The sequence below is a fragment of the Candidatus Methylomirabilota bacterium genome, assembly GCA_036002485.1.
GTDB lineage: Bacteria > Methylomirabilota > Methylomirabilia > Rokubacteriales > CSP1-6 > AR37.
On the sequence record DASYTI010000109.1, the window covers coordinates 20,685 to 38,844 of the forward strand.

The window sequence follows — 18,160 nt, forward strand, 5'->3', positions numbered from 1 at the left end:
GTCGTCCATGGCCAACGACCGGATAGTCATCCGCGGCGCGCGCGAGCACAACCTCAAGTCCATCGATCTCGAGATTCCCCGTGATCAGCTCGTGGTCCTCACGGGGCTCTCCGGCTCGGGCAAGTCCTCGCTCGCCTTCGACACCATCTACGCCGAGGGCCAGCGGCGGTACGTCGAATCGCTCTCTGCCTACGCGCGGCAGTTCCTCGAGCAGATGGAGAAACCCGATGTGGACTCCATCGAGGGCCTGTCGCCCGCCATCTCGATAGAGCAGAAGACCACCTCGAAGAATCCGCGCTCGACGGTGGGGACGGTGACGGAGATCTACGATTATCTGCGCGTGCTCTTCGCCAGGATCGGGGTGCCACACTGCCCGAGCTGCGGCGCCGTCATCTCGGCCCAGACGGTTCAGCAGATGGTCGACCGGGTCATGGGGTTGTCCCCGGGGACGCGCCTGCTCGTGCTGGCCCCCGTCGTGCGCGGACGCAAGGGCGAATACCGCAAGCTCTTCTTCGACCTCCGGCGCCAGGGCTATGTCCGCGTGCGCGTGAACGGCCAGTTTCGGGAGCTGTCGGAGGAGATCGAGCTCGCCAAGACCAAGAAGCACACCATCGAAGTCGTGGTGGATCGGCTGGTCATCCGGGACAATCTGGGCTCGCGGCTCAACGATTCGCTGGAGACGGCGCTGCGCCTGGCCGACGGGGTCGTGCAGGTCGAGGTCGTGGAGGGGCCCTCGTTCCTCTTCTCGGAGCGGCTGGCCTGCGCGGCCTGTGGGGTGTCCTTTCCCGAGGTGTCGCCGCGCATGTTTTCTTTCAACAATCCCTATGGGGCGTGCCCCGATTGCGGGGGGATCGGATCGCGCTACGAGATCGATCCCGCCCTCGTCGTACCCAACGCGCACCGCTCGCTCAAGGAGGGCGCCCTGGTGCCCTGGGTGGGGACGGGCGGCTCGACCTTCAAGCAAACGCTCCAGGTGCTGGCGCGGCGGTACAAATTCGACCTCGAGACCCCCTGGGGGAAGCTGCCCAAGAAGACCCGCGACATCATCCTGCACGGCGAGCCGGGCGATGGCTTCGAAGGCGCCGTGGCCATCCTGGAGCGGCGCTACAAGGAGACGCTGTCGCCGGAGATCCGGCAGGACCTGGAGCGCTTCATGGCCTTGCGCGACTGTCCCACGTGCCAGGGCTCGCGCCTCCGGCCGGAGACGCTGGCCGTCAAGATCGCCGGGCGGTCCATCGCCGACGTGGTGCGCTTCCCTATCAAGGCGGCGCGGCAGTTCTTCGACACCCTGACCCTTTCCGAGCGGGATGCCCAGATCGCCCGTCGCGTGCTCAAGGAGATCAAGGAGCGGCTGGGCTTTCTCGCCCACGTGGGTCTGGACTACCTCACGCTCGACCGCCCGGCCGCGAGCTTGTCGGGGGGCGAGGGGCAGCGCATCCGGCTGGCCACCCAGATCGGCTCGAGCCTCGTCGGCGTGCTCTACATCCTCGACGAGCCCAGCATCGGGCTGCACCAGCGCGACAATACGCGGCTCCTCGACACCCTCAAGCGGCTGCGCGACCTCGGCAATACGGTGCTGGTGGTCGAGCATGACGAGGAGACCATCCGCGCGGCGGACTTCGTGGTCGACCTGGGGCCCGGGGCGGGAGAGCTGGGTGGCCACGTGGTCGCCGTGGGGACCCCGGGGGAGATCGCCGCCCATCCCGCCTCCCTCACGGGCAAGTTCCTCTCGGGCGCCGAGAAGATCGCCGTGCCCGCCACGCGTCGCTCCCCCAACGGCAAGCACGTCATCATTCACAACCCGCGCGAGCACAATCTCAAGGGCATGGCGGTCAAGCTCCCCCTCGGGACCTTCACGGCGGTGACGGGCGTCTCGGGCTCGGGCAAGTCCACCCTGGTCAACGACATCCTGTACCGGGCCCTGGCCCAGATGCTCCACCGCGCGCAAGATCGTCCCGGCGAGCACGACCGCATCGAGGGGGCCCAGCACCTCGACAAGGTCATCGACATCGATCAGTCCCCCATCGGCCGACCGCCGCGCTCGAATCCCGCGACCTACACCGGCGTGTTCACCCTGATCCGGACCCTCATGGCCAGGACCTCGGACGCGCGGATGCGCGGGTACCAGCCGGGACGCTTCTCATTCAACGTCAAGGGCGGCCGCTGCGAGGCCTGTCAGGGCGATGGGCTCGTCAAGATCGAGATGCATTTCCTTCCGGACGTCTACGTCACCTGCGAGGTGTGCAAGGGCAAGCGCTACAACCGGGAGACGCTCGAGGTGCGCTACAAGGGCCGGAACATCGCCGAGGTGCTCGCCATGACGGTGGCGGAGGCGCTCGGGTTCTTCGAGCCCGTGCCCTCCATCAAGCAGAAGCTCCGGACGCTCCACGACGTGGGTCTCGACTATATCCGCCTCGGCCAGTCGGCGACCACGCTGTCAGGGGGCGAGGCTCAGCGCGTCAAGCTGGCCACGGAGCTCAGCCGCCGGGCCACCGGCCGGACCCTCTACATCCTGGACGAGCCCACCACCGGTCTGCATTTCGCGGATATCCGGCGACTCCTGGAAGTCCTCAACCAGCTCGTGGACCAGGGCAATACCGTGGTGATCATCGAGCACAACGTGGACGTCATCAAGACGGCGGACTGGATCGTCGATCTCGGACCCGAGGGCGGCAACGAGGGCGGCCGCGTGGTGGCCACGGGCACGCCTGAGGACGTCTGCCGCCAGGCGAGCAAGTCCTTCACCGGCCAGGTCCTCCAGAAAGTCCTCCGTGGCCGTTCGAGCTGAAGGGCGTAGCCCTGAGGCGAGGCCCGAGTCGATCAGCGGCGTGGCTGTTCGAGCTGAAGAGCGAAGCTCTGAGGCGAGAGCTGAGTTGATCAGGGCTGGATTGATCGCGAGAGCTGAATGAAATGAGACGCACACGCATCATCTGCACCATCGGACCGGCCAGCCGGAACCCGGCCATGCTGCGCAAGCTCGTGGAGGCGGGCATGGACGTGGCGCGGCTGAATTTCTCGCACGGCACCCATGAGGAACACGAGGCCGTCATCCGCGCCCTCCGCGAGGGGGAGACCGAGTGGGCGCGCCCCGTGACCATCATCCAGGACCTGCAAGGGCCCAAGGTGAGGCTCGGGAATTTCATCGGCGGGCGCGCCATGCTCCTGACGGGGGAGCTGTTCACCCTCACCGCCGAGCCGGTGCCCGGCACGTCCGAGCGTGCCTCGCTCGATCATCCGGAGCTGATCGCCGCCCTCAAGCCCGGCGATCAGCTGTGGATGGACGACGGCATGATCCAGCTGACCGTGGAGCGGACGGACGGCCGCACGGCCGTATGCCGCGTCACCGCGGGCGGGGTCGTGTCCGACCACAAGGGCGTGGCGGTGCCCGGGATGCCCCTGCCCGTGTCGTGTCTCACCGACAAGGACCGCGAGGACCTGCGCTTCGGTGTCGCGCATGGCGTGGACTACGTCGCCGTGTCCTTCGTGCGCTCGGCTGCCGACATTCAAGAGGTCCGCAAGTTCCTCCTGGATCGCGGGGCGAGCGTGCCGATCATCGCCAAGCTCGAGCGAGCCGAGGTGGTGGCCAACCTTCCCGGCATCCTGGCTCTCGTGGACGCCGTCATGGTCGCCCGCGGCGACCTCGGCGTCGAGGTGCCGCTCGAGGAGGTGCCGATCATCCAGCGCGACGTGATCCGCCAGGCGCGGCTGGCCAAGGTGCCCGTCATCGTGGCGACGCAGATGCTCGAGTCCATGGTCACCTACCTGCGGCCCACCCGGGCCGAGGTGTCGGACGTCGCCACGGCCATCTTCGAGGGCGCGGACGCCATCATGCTCTCCGCGGAGACCGCCTCGGGCCAGCACCCCGTGGAGGCGGTCGAGGTCATGTCCCGTGTGGCCGCTCGGATCGAGCGCGAGCTGCCACGGTCCGCCCTGCCCGCCCCGCGCCCCGAGGCCTATGGCTTTCCGGAGGCGGTGGCCGAGGCCGCCTGCCGCGCCGCCGAGGTGCTTCGGGCCAAGGCCATCGTCGCCTTCACCCAGTCGGGGTTCAGCGCGCGCCTCATCTCCTCCCAGCGGCCCCACGTTCCCGTGGTGGCGCTCACGCCCTTCACAGAGATTCAGCGGCGTCTGGGACTCTACTGGGGCGTGGGCGCCCGACTCGTCCGCAAGGTGGATACCACGGACGAGATGCTACAGGAGGTCGAGAGCACCCTGCTCGAGGATGGCACCGTGCGCAACGGTGACGTGCTCGTGATCATCTCGGGCGGGCCCATGTGGGTGACGGGGACAACGAACTTGCTCAAGCTGCATCGAGTGGGCGAGCGCCGGTAGGAGTGCCGGGCCATATGACGAGCCAGATCCACTCAGCCCTCGCCTCGCGGCAGAGCCGCTCGGTTCGAAGGGCCACGTTCTCGGTCGGCAGCAGCCCTCAACGTACATACAGGTACGCCTCGGGCTGCTGCCTCCCTCGGGCGTGGCTATTCGAGCTGAAGGGCGCAGCCCTGAGGCGAGAGCTGAGTGGAGGTGGCTCGCCATCTGGCCCGGCACTCTGAGGGCGATCCAGGGCCGTCGGGGTCGAGAGGAGAGCGTCATGGGCTACGAGACGATACGCTATGAGGTCGCGGACGCGATCGCGACCATCACCCTCAATCGGCCGGATGTCTACAACGCGCTGAACCTCGCCCTCGGCCGCGAGCTGTTTCACGCGATCCTCGAGGCCGACGAGGACGGGGCCGTCCGTTGCATCGTCATCACCGGCGCAGGCCGGGCCTTCTGCGCGGGCGGAGACGTCAAGAACTTCAATGACAACCCGGACCGCATCGGCATCGTGATCAAGGAGCTGACGACGTATTTGCATGGCTCCGTCTCGCGCCTTGCCCGCACCGCCAAGCCCGTCATCATGGCCGTCAACGGGGTCGCCGCGGGGGGTGGCATGAGCCTGGCCCTGGCCGGCGATCTCGTGGTGGCCGCGGAGTCGGCGCGGTTCACCATGGCATATTCCAAGATCGCCGCCTCCCCCGATGGCTCGTCTTCCTATTTTCTTCCGAGGCTGATCGGGCTCCGGCGCGCCCTCGAGCTCCACTACACCAACCGGGTGCTCTCGGCGCGGGAGGCTATGGAGTGGGGGCTTGTGAACCGCGTGCACCCGGACGCGGAGTTCTCCGGAGCGGTCGGTGCCCTCGCGCGCGAGCTCGCCCAGGGACCGACGCTCGCCTTTGGCCGGGCCAAGCTTCTCTTCCACCAGTCCACCCAGGAGAGCCTGGAGACGCAGATGGAGCTCGAGACCCAGGCCATCGTCCAGTGTGGACACACGGAGGATTTCCGGAACGGCGTGGCGGCTTTCGCCAAGAAGCAATCCGTCGCCTTCCACGGCCGCTAGGAGCGTGCTCGCCCGTTCGCTGCTCGCCTCACTTCTCGTGGTGGCTCTCGCCGCGCCTGCCCTGGCCTGGCGGTTCTCCTATGGGGCGGCCACGGCCAATCGTGTCGCGGCCGGGCAGGGAACCTTCCCCCGAGTGGTCGTGATCTCCACTCCCGCCGAGTCCCCGTTCCGCTGGGTGGTGTTCATGCCGCCGCGAAGGCTCGCGGCCATCGATGCCAACGGCACCCTCTGGATCTTCGAGATCGCGCAGGCGAGCCTCAGCATCATCGGTCGCTATGGGGAGGCGGCAAGCCCCGACGGCCCGCCCGTGGCCGTCTCGCTGGGAGACGGGCGCGCCGGGGTCGTGTGCGTCTCGCGCGAGGGTCTGCTTCTCGTCTGGCAGGACGGCGCTTTGCGGGCCTTCGACGTGGGCGCCCCGCTGTCCCGGCTGACTTTCCCGGTGCCGGTGGTGCTGGACGGCAAGGGCTGGGACGATCTGGTCGCCGTGGCGGCCGACGGGGCGGTCGTGCTCATCGGCGGCTTGCTTTCGGCGCCCCGGGTGGTCGCGCGCGTAGAGGTCCGGGCGCTGCCGGACGCGCGCATTACTCTCGGCAGCCTGGACGGCTCGGGGGAGCTTCATGCCCTCGTGCTGACCGATCCCACGGACCGCTATCCACACGGCGTGCTTGGCCACAAGCTCGAAGCGACGTCGGTGACCGTCATTGCCGTGGCCTCGAACGCGCTCTCGATCCGCGGGCGCTACGTCGTGCCGGAGCCTGCCGTGCTGGAAGATCTGATCCCCATGGTCCTCCCGATCGGCGAGGGGCGCCGGCCCGGCGTGGTGGTGGTCAAGAGCGCACCGCGCCAGGGCTCCGCGATCCTCGTGCTGGGCTGGCGCGACGCCGGCCTCGAATTCCTGGCGGAAGGGCCGGTGTTCGGCCAGAAGAATCGCTGGGTCCACGTCATCGGCGCCGCGGACCTCTCGGGTGACGGCATCCCCGAGCTCGTCGCCGTGAACACCCCGCACCTCACCGGGGTGCTCGTGGCCTATCACCGCCGCGCCGCGTTTCTCATCCCGTCGGCCAAGGCCCTGGGTTATTCGTCCCACGCCGTCGGCTCTCGCAATCAGGACCAGGCGGCCATCGCCAACATGAGCGGCGGCGGCCGCCTCCAGATCATCGTGCCGCGTCAGAGCCGGGAAGTTCTCGTGGCGCTCGAGCTCTCGGGGACTCGGTGGGAGGAACGATGGGGCCTTCAGCTCGGGGGCCCGATCCAGTCCAATCTCCTCGTGGCGGATCTGGACGGTGACGGCCTCCTCGACCTCGTGGTGGCCGACCGGCGCGCGCTCCACGTCTTCCTGTCCATCAAGCCGGAGGGCGGCCGATGACGCCCCCGCTGCCGCCCCTGGAGCTGGGCGCGCGGCTCGACCGCATCCTGGCCAACACCGAGCGTCTGATCGCGTCGTTACCCATCCGTGCCCTCGACTACAAGCCGCCGGAGCGGGACCGCACCGTGCGCGACCTGGCTTTTCACGTCTTCAGGCTTGGCCTGGCCTACGTCGACGGGATGGACATGGGCGCCCTGCCGGAGGCGTGGCTGCGAGAGCAGGCACCACCGGATCTCGTCGACGGGCCGTCGATCGCTCGCTACGGGGCGCTCGTGCGCGGGCGCATCTCGGGCTGGTTCGAGGGCGCCGCGCCTCGCGAATACGCGCGGGCGATCGATGTCTACGACGGCCCGCAGTCGGGTCACCGACTCCTCGAGCGAACCACCGGGCACGCCGCGCAGCATCTGCAACAACTCCATGCCATGATCGCCGCTCTCGGCCTGACGCCCCCTGAGCCCCTGCCCACCGCTGCCTTCGTGGGGCTCCCCCTGCCCGTCAACCTCTGCTAGTCGCGGAGAATCCCATGGCCAAGAAATACCTGATCCGTACCGACAAGGCGCCCGCGCCGCTTCAGGGCGCGCCGTATTCCCAGGCTATTCGCGTGGACAATCTCGTCTTCATCTCGGGTCAGATCGCGCTCAAGCCCGGGGAGACGGCGCCCACCGGGAGCACCGCCGCCGAGCAGACCGAGCAAATCTTCGCCAATCTCAAGGCGATCCTCGAGGCCGCGGGCAGCCGGCTCGACTATCTCGTCAAGACCACGGTCTTCCTTGCGCGCATCGAGGACTTCGCCGAGATGAACGAGGTCTACAAGCGCTACGCGGGGGACATGCCGCCCGCGCGCTCGACCGTGCAGGCCGCGAAGCTGCCCGCGAATGCCCTCGTCGAGATCGAGGCCATTGCCCATCTGTGAGCTGGCGTGTGTCCTTTCGGACACGCTTGAAGCCCCCACGGCCTGTCAGCTAGAGTGCGGTCATGGATGGAGAGACCCGCGCCTACCTCGATCAGGCTCTCGGGAGTCTCCGGCACGAGATTGTCGATCTCCGGCAGGAGGTGCGGGACACCGCCGCGGAGACGCGGCGGCACTTCGATGTCGTGGCTGAGTCTCTTCGCCAGGACATCCGGTCGGTGGCCGAGGGCGTGGCCGCGACGACTGAACGCATGGACCGAGTCGAGGCCAGCGTCAAGACTGAGATGGAGGAGAGGTTCGCCGGGACTCACTCCATCTTCCGCACGGCCTTCCACGAGCTTCGCCGCGATATCGACGACGTTCGCTCCCGCCTGTAGTCAGCCCTCGACCCGGACTACCCTGAAGCCGTAGTCTGAGTAGCGAAGCGCCGGAGGCAGGGACGACCGATGGGCCACGGGGCTCCACGGATCCTGATGTCGCCAGGCGCCGCCGCGGGAGACGCGGCGCGAGCCGTGGGGCGGTCCCTCCGGGTTCCGCTCGGATGACCGCGCATAGTAGTCTTCCTGTTCCCAGTCGAGGCACCACTCGTGGCAGACGCCCGAGAGGGCCACGAGCCCCCGCGGGTTGGGAGGCGTCTCCGTGGCCCGCGGCGGTCTGTCGAAGCCGCTCACCGCGGGACGCTCGCTGCCCCACGGAAACCGCGCGCCGTCGAGCCCGCCGCGCGCGGCCTTTTCCCATTCAGCTTCGCGTGGGAGCCGGAACCGGCCCGGCCCTTCGCTCGTGAGCCACTCGCAATAGAGGGAGGCCTCGAACCAGTTGATGCCGACCACCGGCTGCTCGGGATCGGCAAAGCGCGAATCTTCCCACCAGGGTGGGGGAGGGACGTCGGCCGCCTCCAGGAAACGAGCCCACTGAGCATTGGTGACGGGAGCGCGTGCAATGGCGAAGGTGTCGACCCAGAGCCGGTGCCGCGGCCGCTCGGCCGGATGGCCCTCCTCCCAGCCCATCCAGAACCAGCCTTCGGGAATCGTCACGAGGTCCATGCAGGCCAGTATAGTGATCTCGTCCAAGGGCCGACAGCCGCCTCGACCAGCCGCTGCCGCCCAGAGGATACTGGCCCGCCCGGAGGAGCACGAGGATCCGTTTACGAGATGGCAAGGGGGTCCTCGTGCCGGGCGCCAGCCTGCAGGCGATAGAGCGACGCGAAGGCACCGGGGATGTCCATGAGGGTCTCGAAGTTGCCCTGTTCGACGATGCGGCCGTCGCGCAGGACCACGATCAGATCGGCCTTCCGGACGGTGGCCAGCCGGTGCGCGATGATGAACGTGGTGCGGCCGGTCGTCAGGCGCTCCAAGCCCTGCATGATGAGGGCCTCGGTTTCGGAGTCCAGCGCAGAGGTAGGCTCGTCGAGGATCAGGATGGGCGAGTCCCGGAGAATGGCGCGCGCGATGGTGAGGCGCTGCTTTTCGCCCTCTGAGAGTGTGATACCTTGCTCGCCCACGATGGTGTCGTAACCCTCGGGGAGTCTCATGATCGTCTCATCGATGCCGGCCAGCTGGGCGGAGGCCACGATCTCCTCGCGCCGGGCGTCCGAGCGACCGAAGGCGATATTGTCGTGCACGCTCGCGTTGAACACCAAGGGCGGCTGCAGCACCATGGCGACTTGCCGACGGAGCGAGGCGAGTCGGTATTCCCGCGCGTCGACTCCGTCCACGAGGACGCGTCCCGCCCACGGATCGTAAAAGCGTGGCAGCAGGCTCAGGAGCGTGGACTTGCCGGCGCCGGTCGGGCCGACCACGGCTACTTTCTGTCCCGGCCGCACGCGGAGGGTTACGCCGCTCAGCACAAGATGACCCGGCACGTAGCCGAAGGAGACGTCTTCCCATGCCACCTCGCCCCGCGCACTCTTCGGCGGGATCTCGCGCCGGCTATCCTTGAGATACCCCTCGAGGTCGAGCACGTCGAAGACACGCTGCACGGCGGCCCGGGATCCCTGGGCAAGCCCGTAGCTCTGGAACATGCTGTTGATCGGGCCGTAGAGCGAGGCCAGGTACGAGATGAAGATCACCAGCGTGCCTATGCTGAGCGAACCGTCGTGGACGTGCCGGGCCCCCATCCACACCACGGCCGCGGTGCCGAGGGCGATGATCACGTTTACCACGCCCGAGTACACCGTCTGGAGCGTGTAGAGCCGCAGGCCCGCGGCGAGGCTCTGCCCGCTCGCGTCCATGAACCGCCGGTGCTCGTCGTCCTCGCGCGTGAAGGCCTGGATCACCCGCATCATGGACATGCTCTGCTGGACGACGGCATAGACCTCGCTTTCGCGCCGCCGCACGTCGCTCGCGAGCCGGGAGATGCTGGAATTGAGCCGCGCGATGACGATGAGCAGGGCCGGGCAGACCCCGAGAGCGACCAGCGTCAGCTTCCAGTCGAGCCGGAACATGATGAGGCCCATGCCGGCCAGGAGCATCAGGGCGGACACGGCGGGGAACAGACAGTTCATGGTCAGGCTCTGGAGCCCGAAGGTATCGGCGGTGACGCGGTAGATGAGGTCACCGACTTGCGCGCGGCTGTGGAAGGCCAGGGAGAGCCGGTGCAGATGGCCATAGAGGTCGCTGCGGAGCTTGCTGACCATGCGCTGGCCAACGCTGATCGTGGTGTAGTTGTTCAGAACCGCGAGGGCAGCCAGCGCGGCGTAGGTGAGCACCAGCGCCACGCACGCCGCGAGCAGCAAGGTCTCAGTTGACCAGCCTGCGGGCCACCCCCAGGGCAATGACTGCCCTCCCAGCACCGAGTCGATGATGATCTTGAGCGGCCACGGCTTGAGCATCTCCAAGGCGCTGATCAGGAGCACCTGGACGAGCGCCCAGAGGAGACTCTGACGGTATGGCGGGAGATAGGAGAGGACCCGGATCGCGAATTCTCTCACCTTCCGTCAACCTCGCTTGCCCGCAGTGGCGGCGCATAGTGCAGCCTGGCGCGCCGGGCCACGGCGGTCAGGTCACGCTCGATCGTCCAGGCGAGACTCAGCGCCTCCCGCGCGAAGGCCCCCGCGCTGATGGCAGCGGCCCCCAGGGCAGCCAGGAGCAGGGGCGTCCATCCGAGCGCCACGCCGAGGATGCCGGCCAGCGCGAGTCCGGCCGCTCCCAGCTGGGTGAAGAGCGAACTGCGCAAAGCGCACTTCGCGCGCAGAACGTGCCGTCCTGCGCCGTGATACTCCGTGGCCACCTTGACGCGTCCTCTCGACCAGAGGCCGCCGTATACCTCGAGGTCCCACTCGCTCCATCCGCGATCGACCACGACGATGTACTTGCGCGCCGCGACGACGCCCTGGAGACCTTGCAAGAGCACTTCCTTTTCCAGCCCGTCTTCCGTCCAGAAGGCCGTCGACCGCGTGCCCTTCCACCACGAGACCGCCAGCTCGCTGGCCCGGCCCTCATATCGGACCGGCTCGACGGCCGACAGCCCGCGGGCCAGCCAGCGGTAGCGTTCCAGGCAGCGCAGAAGAGGGCCCAGGTAGGTGAGCAACGCGATGAGCAGGCGGCCGCGAAGGCTGTCCGCGCGCGCATCCACGCGAGCGCGCATCGCCGCGGTCAGGCAGCACGTCCAGGTCAGTAGCAACGGGATCGTGCCCAGCCAGGCCCCCCCACCCCGGAGGAGCGCGTAGGCGAAGAGCACGGCGGCCACCACGTTCCACTCCAGGGTGAACGGCAGGTAGGAGAAGAAGCTGGACGGCGGCTGATAGAGGGTCTGAAACAGACCGCGCCCGAAGACGCCACCGTAGACCACCGGACGCCGCAGCGAGAACAGCGAGGTGAACAGGGAGTAGATGCCCCCGTAGATCCGACCGCGCCACCGCGAGTAGCCGAGGGCATTGAAGCGCTGTGGGTGTTTGAAGTAGAGGAGGCCCTCGGCCTTGCCATAGCCCCGCTGCTGCCCGACGTAGGCATTCACGGTGTTACGCCGGAAATGCCACACCATGGCCGCCGGGCTGAACGCGATGCGGTAGCCACGCTCCTGGAGGCGCCAGCACACATCCACGTCGTCGCCCGCGGCGCGGTAGAGGGGATCGAAACCGCCGATCTCCTCGAGCACCTCCCGACGGAAGGCCATGTTGCAGCCCGGGATGTGCTCGGCCTCCTCGTCGTTCAGCAGCACGTGCAGGGGCCCCCCCGGCGAGGCGGCCACGCAGCTCGCCACCAGGGAATCTTCGGGCGGCGCCAAGTTGGGTCCGCCGACCGCCGCTTCCCCCGAGGCGAGAAAAGTGGCGGCCAGATAGTGCAGCCAATCCGGATCCACGACGCAGTCTGAATCGGTGAAGGCGATGATGTCGCCGGTAGAGGCCGCGATGCCGACGTTCCGCGCGGCGCTCAGGCCCTTGTTCTCCTGATGGACCACGCGGAAGTCCTCGTACTCGTCGGCGATGCGTCCCGTGCGGTCCGTGGAGCCGTCATCGACCACGACGACTTCATAGGCGGGATAGCGAAGGTCGCGCAGCGAATCGAGACAGGCGGCCATCGTGCTCTCGGCGTTGTACGCGCAGACCACCACGGACACCTTCGGATAGTCGGAGAGGGCGGGAAGCTCGGTGGTGTCGTACGAGCGCTGCACCGCCATGAAGGCAGGCTTTTTGCGACGCTCACGGTCAACCACCCCGAACCCCCAGTCCCGAACCTCCTCCCCGCCGGTGAACCACTCGTCCGTGAACGAGAAGATGCACGTCCCCGCCACCCCCATCTCGAGGGCTGTCCGCACCTGCCAGGACAGCGTGGCCGCTTGCCTCTGCTCCCCCTCGCGGAGGGAGTCCATACCGAACTCGGTGAGGACGAGCGGTCGGTCTCCCGCCAGCGTATGCAGCCGGTAGAGATACCGCCGGAGGTCCTCCTCGCGGTGAAGATAGATGTTGAAGGCAAGGAAGTCAGTGAAGTCGGTCTGCAGGTATTCGGTGGAGGGAAAGTTGGCATACCCGACGAGCGTGACCGGATCGATGCTCTTGGTGATGTCCACCAGCTCCCGCAGGAAGGCGCTGACCCGCCGCGCGCCGTACCAGCGTACGATGTCCGGGGGGATCTCGTTTCCCACGAGATAGGCCGCCATGGCCGGATGCCCGCCGCACGCTCTCGCCGCCCCGGCGACCGCGTGCCGGATGCCCTGGGTCAGCTCTCTCGAGTCGAGAAAGCAGACGTGCTCCGCCCAGGGAATCCCCGCGAGCACGCGCAGGTTGCGCTCTCCCGCCAGATCGAGCAGCCAGGGCGGCGGAACCGTGAAGGTCCGCAGAGTGTTCGCGCCGAGCTCGACCATGAGGTCCAGATCCGCGGCAACGGCCTGTGGGCTGTGGAACTGGGTGCCGAAGGCATCGGGCGCGAACGGCCCGTACGTCACGCCCTTGAGTAGAATCTTCTCGGCGCCGGAGAAGAAAAATTTTCCGCGTGCCTCGAGCTTGCCGCGCCGTTCCGGCATGCCGTGGCCTCCCGCGGACTGCGGGATAGCGATGGAGCGAGGCTGCACGACGAGATCCTCCTAGGAAGAATCAGGGTGAGTACTTCTAATTGGGTGGAAATGGGTCAGCAACTGGTGTGCCATGGTTCGCCGTAGTCAGACGGGCGTCAATTCCATCTCATTCAGGCTTTAATCGATGAATGGCGCTGGGGAGCTCGCTTCGACAGCGAGTGGCGGCATCCGGACTACGCACGGCCGTGGAAGTTTTTACACGAAAGCACTCGCCACGGCGCCCCGTTTCCTCGCGGCAGCAGCAGCGATGGTGACCTCTAGATCGGCTCGGGAGGAACCCCATGGGGACCGTCCGGGATCGCAGGAGACGGCGGCGGCTATCTCCGGTAGGCGGTCGGCCGACCTCACGGCCTCGCCACAGCCAGGTCCTCCAGCATCCGCCCCAGCACGGTTCGGGCATCCAGGTACTCGCGCGCCAGTTCGCGCGCCCAGCGCGCATGGCGCTGCCAATCGGCGTCGATCTCATCGAGGGCCGCCGCTGCCTCCTCCACCGTGCGCACGGCAAAGAGCCCGCGTCCACACGGAAGGTGGCGACTGAAGCCGGTCTCTTGCACCACGACGGGGCGACCGCTGGCTAGATACGCCGCGCTCCGCTCGCTGAACCACCCGACATTCGTCGCGACGCACGCATGCTTGCTGATGCCGAATTCACCCTGCGACGCGGCAATGTAGGCGAGGTATGCCTCGACGGAGACGGTGGCCTGAAGCGCGTCCCGGATCCGCCACCCCGCCGCTCGGAGCTGATCGGTGGGCGCGTGTCTTCCTGCCATCGCGAGCTCCAACGGCACGCGAGTGTGCCTCGGCAGGTCGATGAACTTCGGAAACTCGCGATCCTTCTGGCCGTACTCGACGCCCTCGAACGTCACCGGGGACATCGACTGCCAATTCATCACCGTGGTGAACGGGGCCTGGGCCGGCCGCGGGTGGCAGGCGAACAGCTCGACGACCACCGGGTCGAGGATCGGGCGCCATCGCCGCCCGGCCGTGGGCGCGCTGCTCGCCGCGGTACCGACATTCAGGCCGGTCGTGTAGTAGATGTCATACTGAGGCAAGGCCTGACCGGTCGCCAGCTTGAGGGCCATCCGCATCTGGGTCAGGCCCGGCTCGGTCGCCACCAGCACGCGCAGCCCGGCATTGGCCGCCTCGTCCAACCAACTCCCGTCGGCGTCCACGCCGTGCGTACCCATGTCGAGGAACAGGTCCGCCGAGGCGATCACCGCCTCGACCCGTTGGCACGACAGGCCATGGTACTCGCCGTGCGCATCCACATAGCACCAGCGTTCCTGCAAGCCCACACGGGCCAGCACGGTGCGCACGATGCCGACGCCGTACGTGCAGTCATCGCTCATCAGCCCCCGTGCCAGGTCGAAGCACGCATTCGGATAGCCGCTCTTTTCCACGACGTACACGTCGTGGCCGAGTCGTCGGAGGCCGACGATCCACTGAAGTGCCCAGGACAGGTTGCCGCCCAACGGGTATCGCACCATATACGTGTTCATGACGATGCGGGCCATCGCGGTCAGGGCCTCTCCCCGTGAGCCTCAGCAACCTGCGGCCAGAAGGTCGAGCAGGTCGTGCTCTGTCCGGCCGATGAACACGTGAGCGCCGCCATCGCGCAGGAGAGGCGAGTGCGCCAGCCGCTCGGCGTGGTAAGAGCCTCCGAAGCGATTCCGCCGATATGTTTCGTGGCACATGAATCCCCCCACTTCGTCCAGACAACGGGGATCCGAGAGGTCGGGGATCTCTGGCGTTGCCCTCCTTTCAGCGTCGCTGCTCCCGCGCGCGCTCACCTGCTTCTCGCTCTCGCTGCTCGCGTTCTCGCTCCCGCGCGGCCCGCTCGCGCTCCCAGCGGCCGGCGAGCCGCGCTGCCGCTTCTTTCGCGCCGGTCTCCAGCTGCGCCACCTTCTCGAGCACCCCGGACTGCCGTATCCGGATTGACATCGCCTCGGCGGTCTCGGTCGCCGTCGTCAAGGAGGAGTTGATTCGCTCGGTGTTCCTCTGCAGCAGGCTGCTGGCTTCTTGCAGCTTCTTGCGTTCCGCCCCATGGCGCCACTCGCCAGCGATGCGGGCGACGTACCCCTCCTGCATCCGGTACAGCTCGGCCAATGCCCGGCGGTCAGTGCTCGCCTTCTCGGTTATCTCCGCCAGCCTCTTGCCCGTGCCACCACTCTCCCACTCGCTGGGTCCGGCCCAGGCCAGGCTCGGGCCCAGCGACAGCAAGAGGAAGGACATCGTGGCGTGGAGACGTCGCGGGCGGGTGTTCACTTGACGTTACTGATCGTGTTCTGTATCGCATCGAGCCGGGCCGCAAGCTCTTTGAGCTGACTGGCGAGACTGTCCGACAGCTGGCGCATGGTGTCGGCCAGCTTGGCTGAATTCGCGCTCACTTCCTGGCTGGCCGCCGCGGCCTTCCGTATCCCATTCGCGTTCTCGACGTTCATCTCGTGATTCAGCCGCGCCAGCTGCGCGGTCTGAAGCATGAATTTTCGCGCCGCCGCCAGATCCTCTGCCAAGGAGTCCAAGGCCTTCTGCATGTTCTCTCGGGCGGTCGCGATCGAGGTCTGCGTCTCCTGTCTGGTCGACACGACCGAATCGGAGAGCTTGCGGAGTTCGGTGTCGAGCGCGGCGAGCGTAGTCCGGAGGGTCTCTTGCTGTTGAAGGAAGCTGTAGGTGACGCTCTCGGGCGCCCTGGGCACGTCCGCTCTATGCACGAAGCTGACCACCGGCGGCACGGACACGCGGCCGCTCGGGCCGCCGGCAGGGGACGCGATGTACCGTGCCCAGGCCTCCGCCGGGCTGTCGCCGGGCAGGACAACCAGGTGGCCATCCCTGCCATCGAGAAAGGCCAGCGCACCCACGTTGCCCGATTGCCGCATGGTGTCCTGGATAGCCGCGGAGTGCGGTGCCAGAGCTCGATCTCGATTCTTGATCGCTACTGCCTGCTCCTTTGGCACGAGCGAGTGGCTCGCACAACCGACCACCACCACCGCCAGACTCAGAACGAGCAGCAGGTGAGGCATCGTCAAGTCCTCCGATCGGACTCTATCACTTCGGAGTGCTGTGGTCTCTGTCGCGAAACAGTTGTAGCATCCCAGAATCATGCCTGCAGTGCCGACACTCGAAGCGCCGTTCTCTACCCCCGATGGTCCTACAGATCCGGCCGTAGGTCGCCTCCGCCGAACCCTTCCTGACGCATGGAGAATGATCCGCCCGTACTGGTTCTCGGAGGATCGCTGGCCGGCCCGGGGGCTCCTGCTCGTGGTCGTGGCGCTGACGCTCGGGATGGTCTATCTCAGTGTCCTCCTGAATCAGTGGAACAACGACTTCTTCAGCGCCCTCCAGGAAAAGAACGCCACCGCGTTCCGCCGGCAGCTGGTTCAGGTCGTCTGGCTCGTGGGTGTGTTCATCGTGTTGGCGGTCTACCAACTCTATCTGAATCAGATGCTCGAGATCCGCTGGCGTCGCTGGCTCACCGAGCGCTACCTCCGCGCCTGGCTGGCCGACGGCGCCTATTATCGTATGCAGCTTGTGACACGCGAGATCGACAATCCCGACCAGCGCATTGCCGAAGACGTTCAGCTTCTCATCTCACACGCCCTCGCGCTCTTCATCGGAGGCCTGCGCGCGGTCGTCAGCCTGGCCACGTTCGTGGCAATCCTCTGGGGCCTCTCCGGAACGCTGACCGTCTCGGTCGGCGGACTCACTTTCGTCCTGCCCGGCTACATGGTATGGGTGTCTCTCCTGTACGCCCTTGGCGGCACCTGGCTGACCGACTGGATCGGCCGTCCCCTCATACGTCTGAACTTCGATCGACAGCGGTATGAAGCCGACTTCCGGTTCAGCTTGGTCCGCTTCCGGGAGAACAGCGAGGGGGTGGCCCTCTACCGCGGCGAGGCCGACGAGTTCCGGGGGTTCCGCGAGCTGTTCGAAGCGGTGGTGCGCAACTGGTGGGGAATCATGCGCCGGCAGAGGCGGTTGACCTCCTTCACCGCCGGCTACTCGCAAGGGGCGTGGATCGTCCCGTCCGTCGTCGCGGCGCCGCGCTACTTCCGCGGCGAGCTCGGCCTCGGAGGACTCATGCAGACGGTCGGGGCCTTCAACCAGGTCCAGGATGCCCTCAGCTTTTTCGTCGTGTCCTACAAGGAGATCGCGGCCTGGTGCTCGGTGGTGGAGCGGCTGGCCGGCTTCGAGCGCACGCTCGAGCGCGTACACAGCGAGACCGCCATCGCCGGGGTCCGCCACGCCGATGGAGATGACACAAAGCTGACCGTGAAAGACGTGGATCTCAATCTGCCCGACGGCAAGCCGCTCATGGCGAATGTGAATCTCTCGCTCCTGCGCGGAGACAGCGTGCTTCTGGATGGCCCCTCGGGTTCAGGGAAGAGCACGCTCTTCCGTGCCATTGCCGGAATCTGGCCGTTCGGGCGCGGCGAGATCCGCGCGTCGCGGAAGGCCCGGGTCCTCTTTCTTCCGCAGCGACCGTATCTGCCGATCGGCACGCTCCGCAGCGTGGTGAGCTATCCGCTGCCGGCTGATGGTGTGGACGACGCGACGCTGCGCGAGGCGCTCGAGGCAGTGGGGCTGGCGGACCTGGCCGGGCGGCTGGACGAGGCCAGCCACTGGACGCTCAAGCTCTCCCCCGGGGAGCAGCAGCGTATCGCCATCGCACGGGCCTTGGTCCAGAAGCCGGACTGGCTCTTTCTCGACGAGGCGACCTCGGCGGTGGACGAGGCCACGGAGGGGCGCCTCTATCGACTGGTGCGCGAGCGGCTCGCGGGGACGACTCTGTTCAGCGTGGGCCATCGGGCGACACTGCGCCCGTTCCACGCCCGCCGGCTCGAGGTGCAGCCTGCCACGAGCGGTCCCGCCTCCATCGTGGACGTGACGGCCGCGCCCGAATCGGATCCTCGATGAGCGAGGTCGATGGCACGTAAGATCCACGGGTTTCTGCACATCAGCCAAGTTGACGCTTTCGTGAATGTGAGGAGGCTGGAGG

The 18,160-nt window shown here is 67.3% G+C and carries 14 protein-coding genes; 8 read left to right on the plus strand and 6 right to left on the minus strand.

The window, feature by feature from the left end:
* Positions 1-7: 7 nt before the first annotated feature.
* The 7 genes from uvrA (at position 8) to VGT00_11490 (ending at position 8,030) form a co-directional block, all read left to right on the plus strand.
* Positions 8-2,788 carry an excinuclease ABC subunit UvrA gene (uvrA, locus tag VGT00_11460; protein ID HEV8532026.1) on the plus strand — a complete coding sequence of 927 codons (2,781 nt, stop codon included), beginning with the start codon at positions 8-10 and terminating at the stop codon, positions 2,786-2,788.
* A 122-nt stretch (positions 2,789-2,910) separates the two neighbouring features.
* Complete coding sequence (pyk, locus tag VGT00_11465; protein HEV8532027.1) at positions 2,911-4,329, plus strand: pyruvate kinase; 1,419 nt, start codon at positions 2,911-2,913, stop codon at positions 4,327-4,329.
* A gap of 259 nt (positions 4,330-4,588) precedes the next feature.
* Complete coding sequence (locus tag VGT00_11470) at positions 4,589-5,377, plus strand: enoyl-CoA hydratase (GenBank protein ID HEV8532028.1); 789 nt, start codon at positions 4,589-4,591, stop codon at positions 5,375-5,377.
* Positions 5,378-5,381: 4 nt separating this feature from the next.
* Positions 5,382-6,743 carry a hypothetical protein gene (locus VGT00_11475; GenBank protein HEV8532029.1) on the plus strand — a complete coding sequence of 454 codons (1,362 nt, stop codon included), beginning with the start codon at positions 5,382-5,384 and terminating at the stop codon, positions 6,741-6,743.
* Complete coding sequence (locus VGT00_11480) at positions 6,740-7,252, plus strand: DinB family protein (protein HEV8532030.1); 513 nt, start codon at positions 6,740-6,742, stop codon at positions 7,250-7,252. The genes VGT00_11475 and VGT00_11480 overlap by 4 nt, the downstream gene beginning before the upstream one ends.
* 14 nt (positions 7,253-7,266) lie before the next feature.
* Positions 7,267-7,656 (plus strand): Rid family detoxifying hydrolase, encoded by a 390-nt coding sequence (locus VGT00_11485; protein ID HEV8532031.1) that lies wholly within the window; start codon positions 7,267-7,269, stop codon positions 7,654-7,656.
* Between the two features lie 62 nt (positions 7,657-7,718).
* The gene (locus VGT00_11490; protein HEV8532032.1) at positions 7,719-8,030 is read left to right on the plus strand and encodes a hypothetical protein; all 312 of its coding nucleotides are present in this window, start codon (positions 7,719-7,721) and stop codon (positions 8,028-8,030) included.
* On the opposite strand, the gene VGT00_11495 is transcribed toward VGT00_11490, so the two are convergent.
* From VGT00_11495 to VGT00_11520, 6 genes are all read right to left on the minus strand, one after another.
* Positions 8,031-8,723 (minus strand): SUMF1/EgtB/PvdO family nonheme iron enzyme, encoded by a 693-nt coding sequence (locus tag VGT00_11495; GenBank protein ID HEV8532033.1) that lies wholly within the window; start codon positions 8,721-8,723, stop codon positions 8,031-8,033. It abuts the gene before it with no gap.
* Between the two features lie 74 nt (positions 8,724-8,797).
* Positions 8,798-10,582 (minus strand): ABC transporter ATP-binding protein, encoded by a 1,785-nt coding sequence (locus VGT00_11500; protein HEV8532034.1) that lies wholly within the window; start codon positions 10,580-10,582, stop codon positions 8,798-8,800.
* Positions 10,579-13,113, minus strand: a complete 2,535-nt coding sequence (locus VGT00_11505; GenBank protein ID HEV8532035.1) for a glycosyltransferase — start codon at positions 13,111-13,113, stop codon at positions 10,579-10,581. The genes VGT00_11500 and VGT00_11505 overlap by 4 nt, the downstream gene beginning before the upstream one ends.
* 395 nt (positions 13,114-13,508) lie before the next feature.
* The gene (locus tag VGT00_11510) at positions 13,509-14,678 is read right to left on the minus strand and encodes a hypothetical protein (GenBank protein ID HEV8532036.1); all 1,170 of its coding nucleotides are present in this window, start codon (positions 14,676-14,678) and stop codon (positions 13,509-13,511) included.
* Positions 14,679-14,925: 247 nt separating this feature from the next.
* On the minus strand, positions 14,926-15,384 hold the full coding sequence (locus VGT00_11515; GenBank protein ID HEV8532037.1) for a hypothetical protein: 459 nt from the start codon (positions 15,382-15,384) through the stop codon (positions 14,926-14,928).
* 41 nt (positions 15,385-15,425) lie between these two features.
* Positions 15,426-16,184, minus strand: a complete 759-nt coding sequence (locus VGT00_11520; GenBank protein HEV8532038.1) for a hypothetical protein — start codon at positions 16,182-16,184, stop codon at positions 15,426-15,428.
* A 181-nt stretch (positions 16,185-16,365) separates the two neighbouring features.
* On the opposite strand from VGT00_11520, the gene VGT00_11525 reads away from it, so the two are divergent.
* Positions 16,366-18,078: an ABC transporter ATP-binding protein/permease gene (locus VGT00_11525; GenBank protein ID HEV8532039.1), complete on the plus strand. Its 1,713-nt coding sequence runs from the start codon at positions 16,366-16,368 to the stop codon at positions 18,076-18,078.
* The last annotated feature ends 82 nt before the right edge of the window (positions 18,079-18,160 follow it).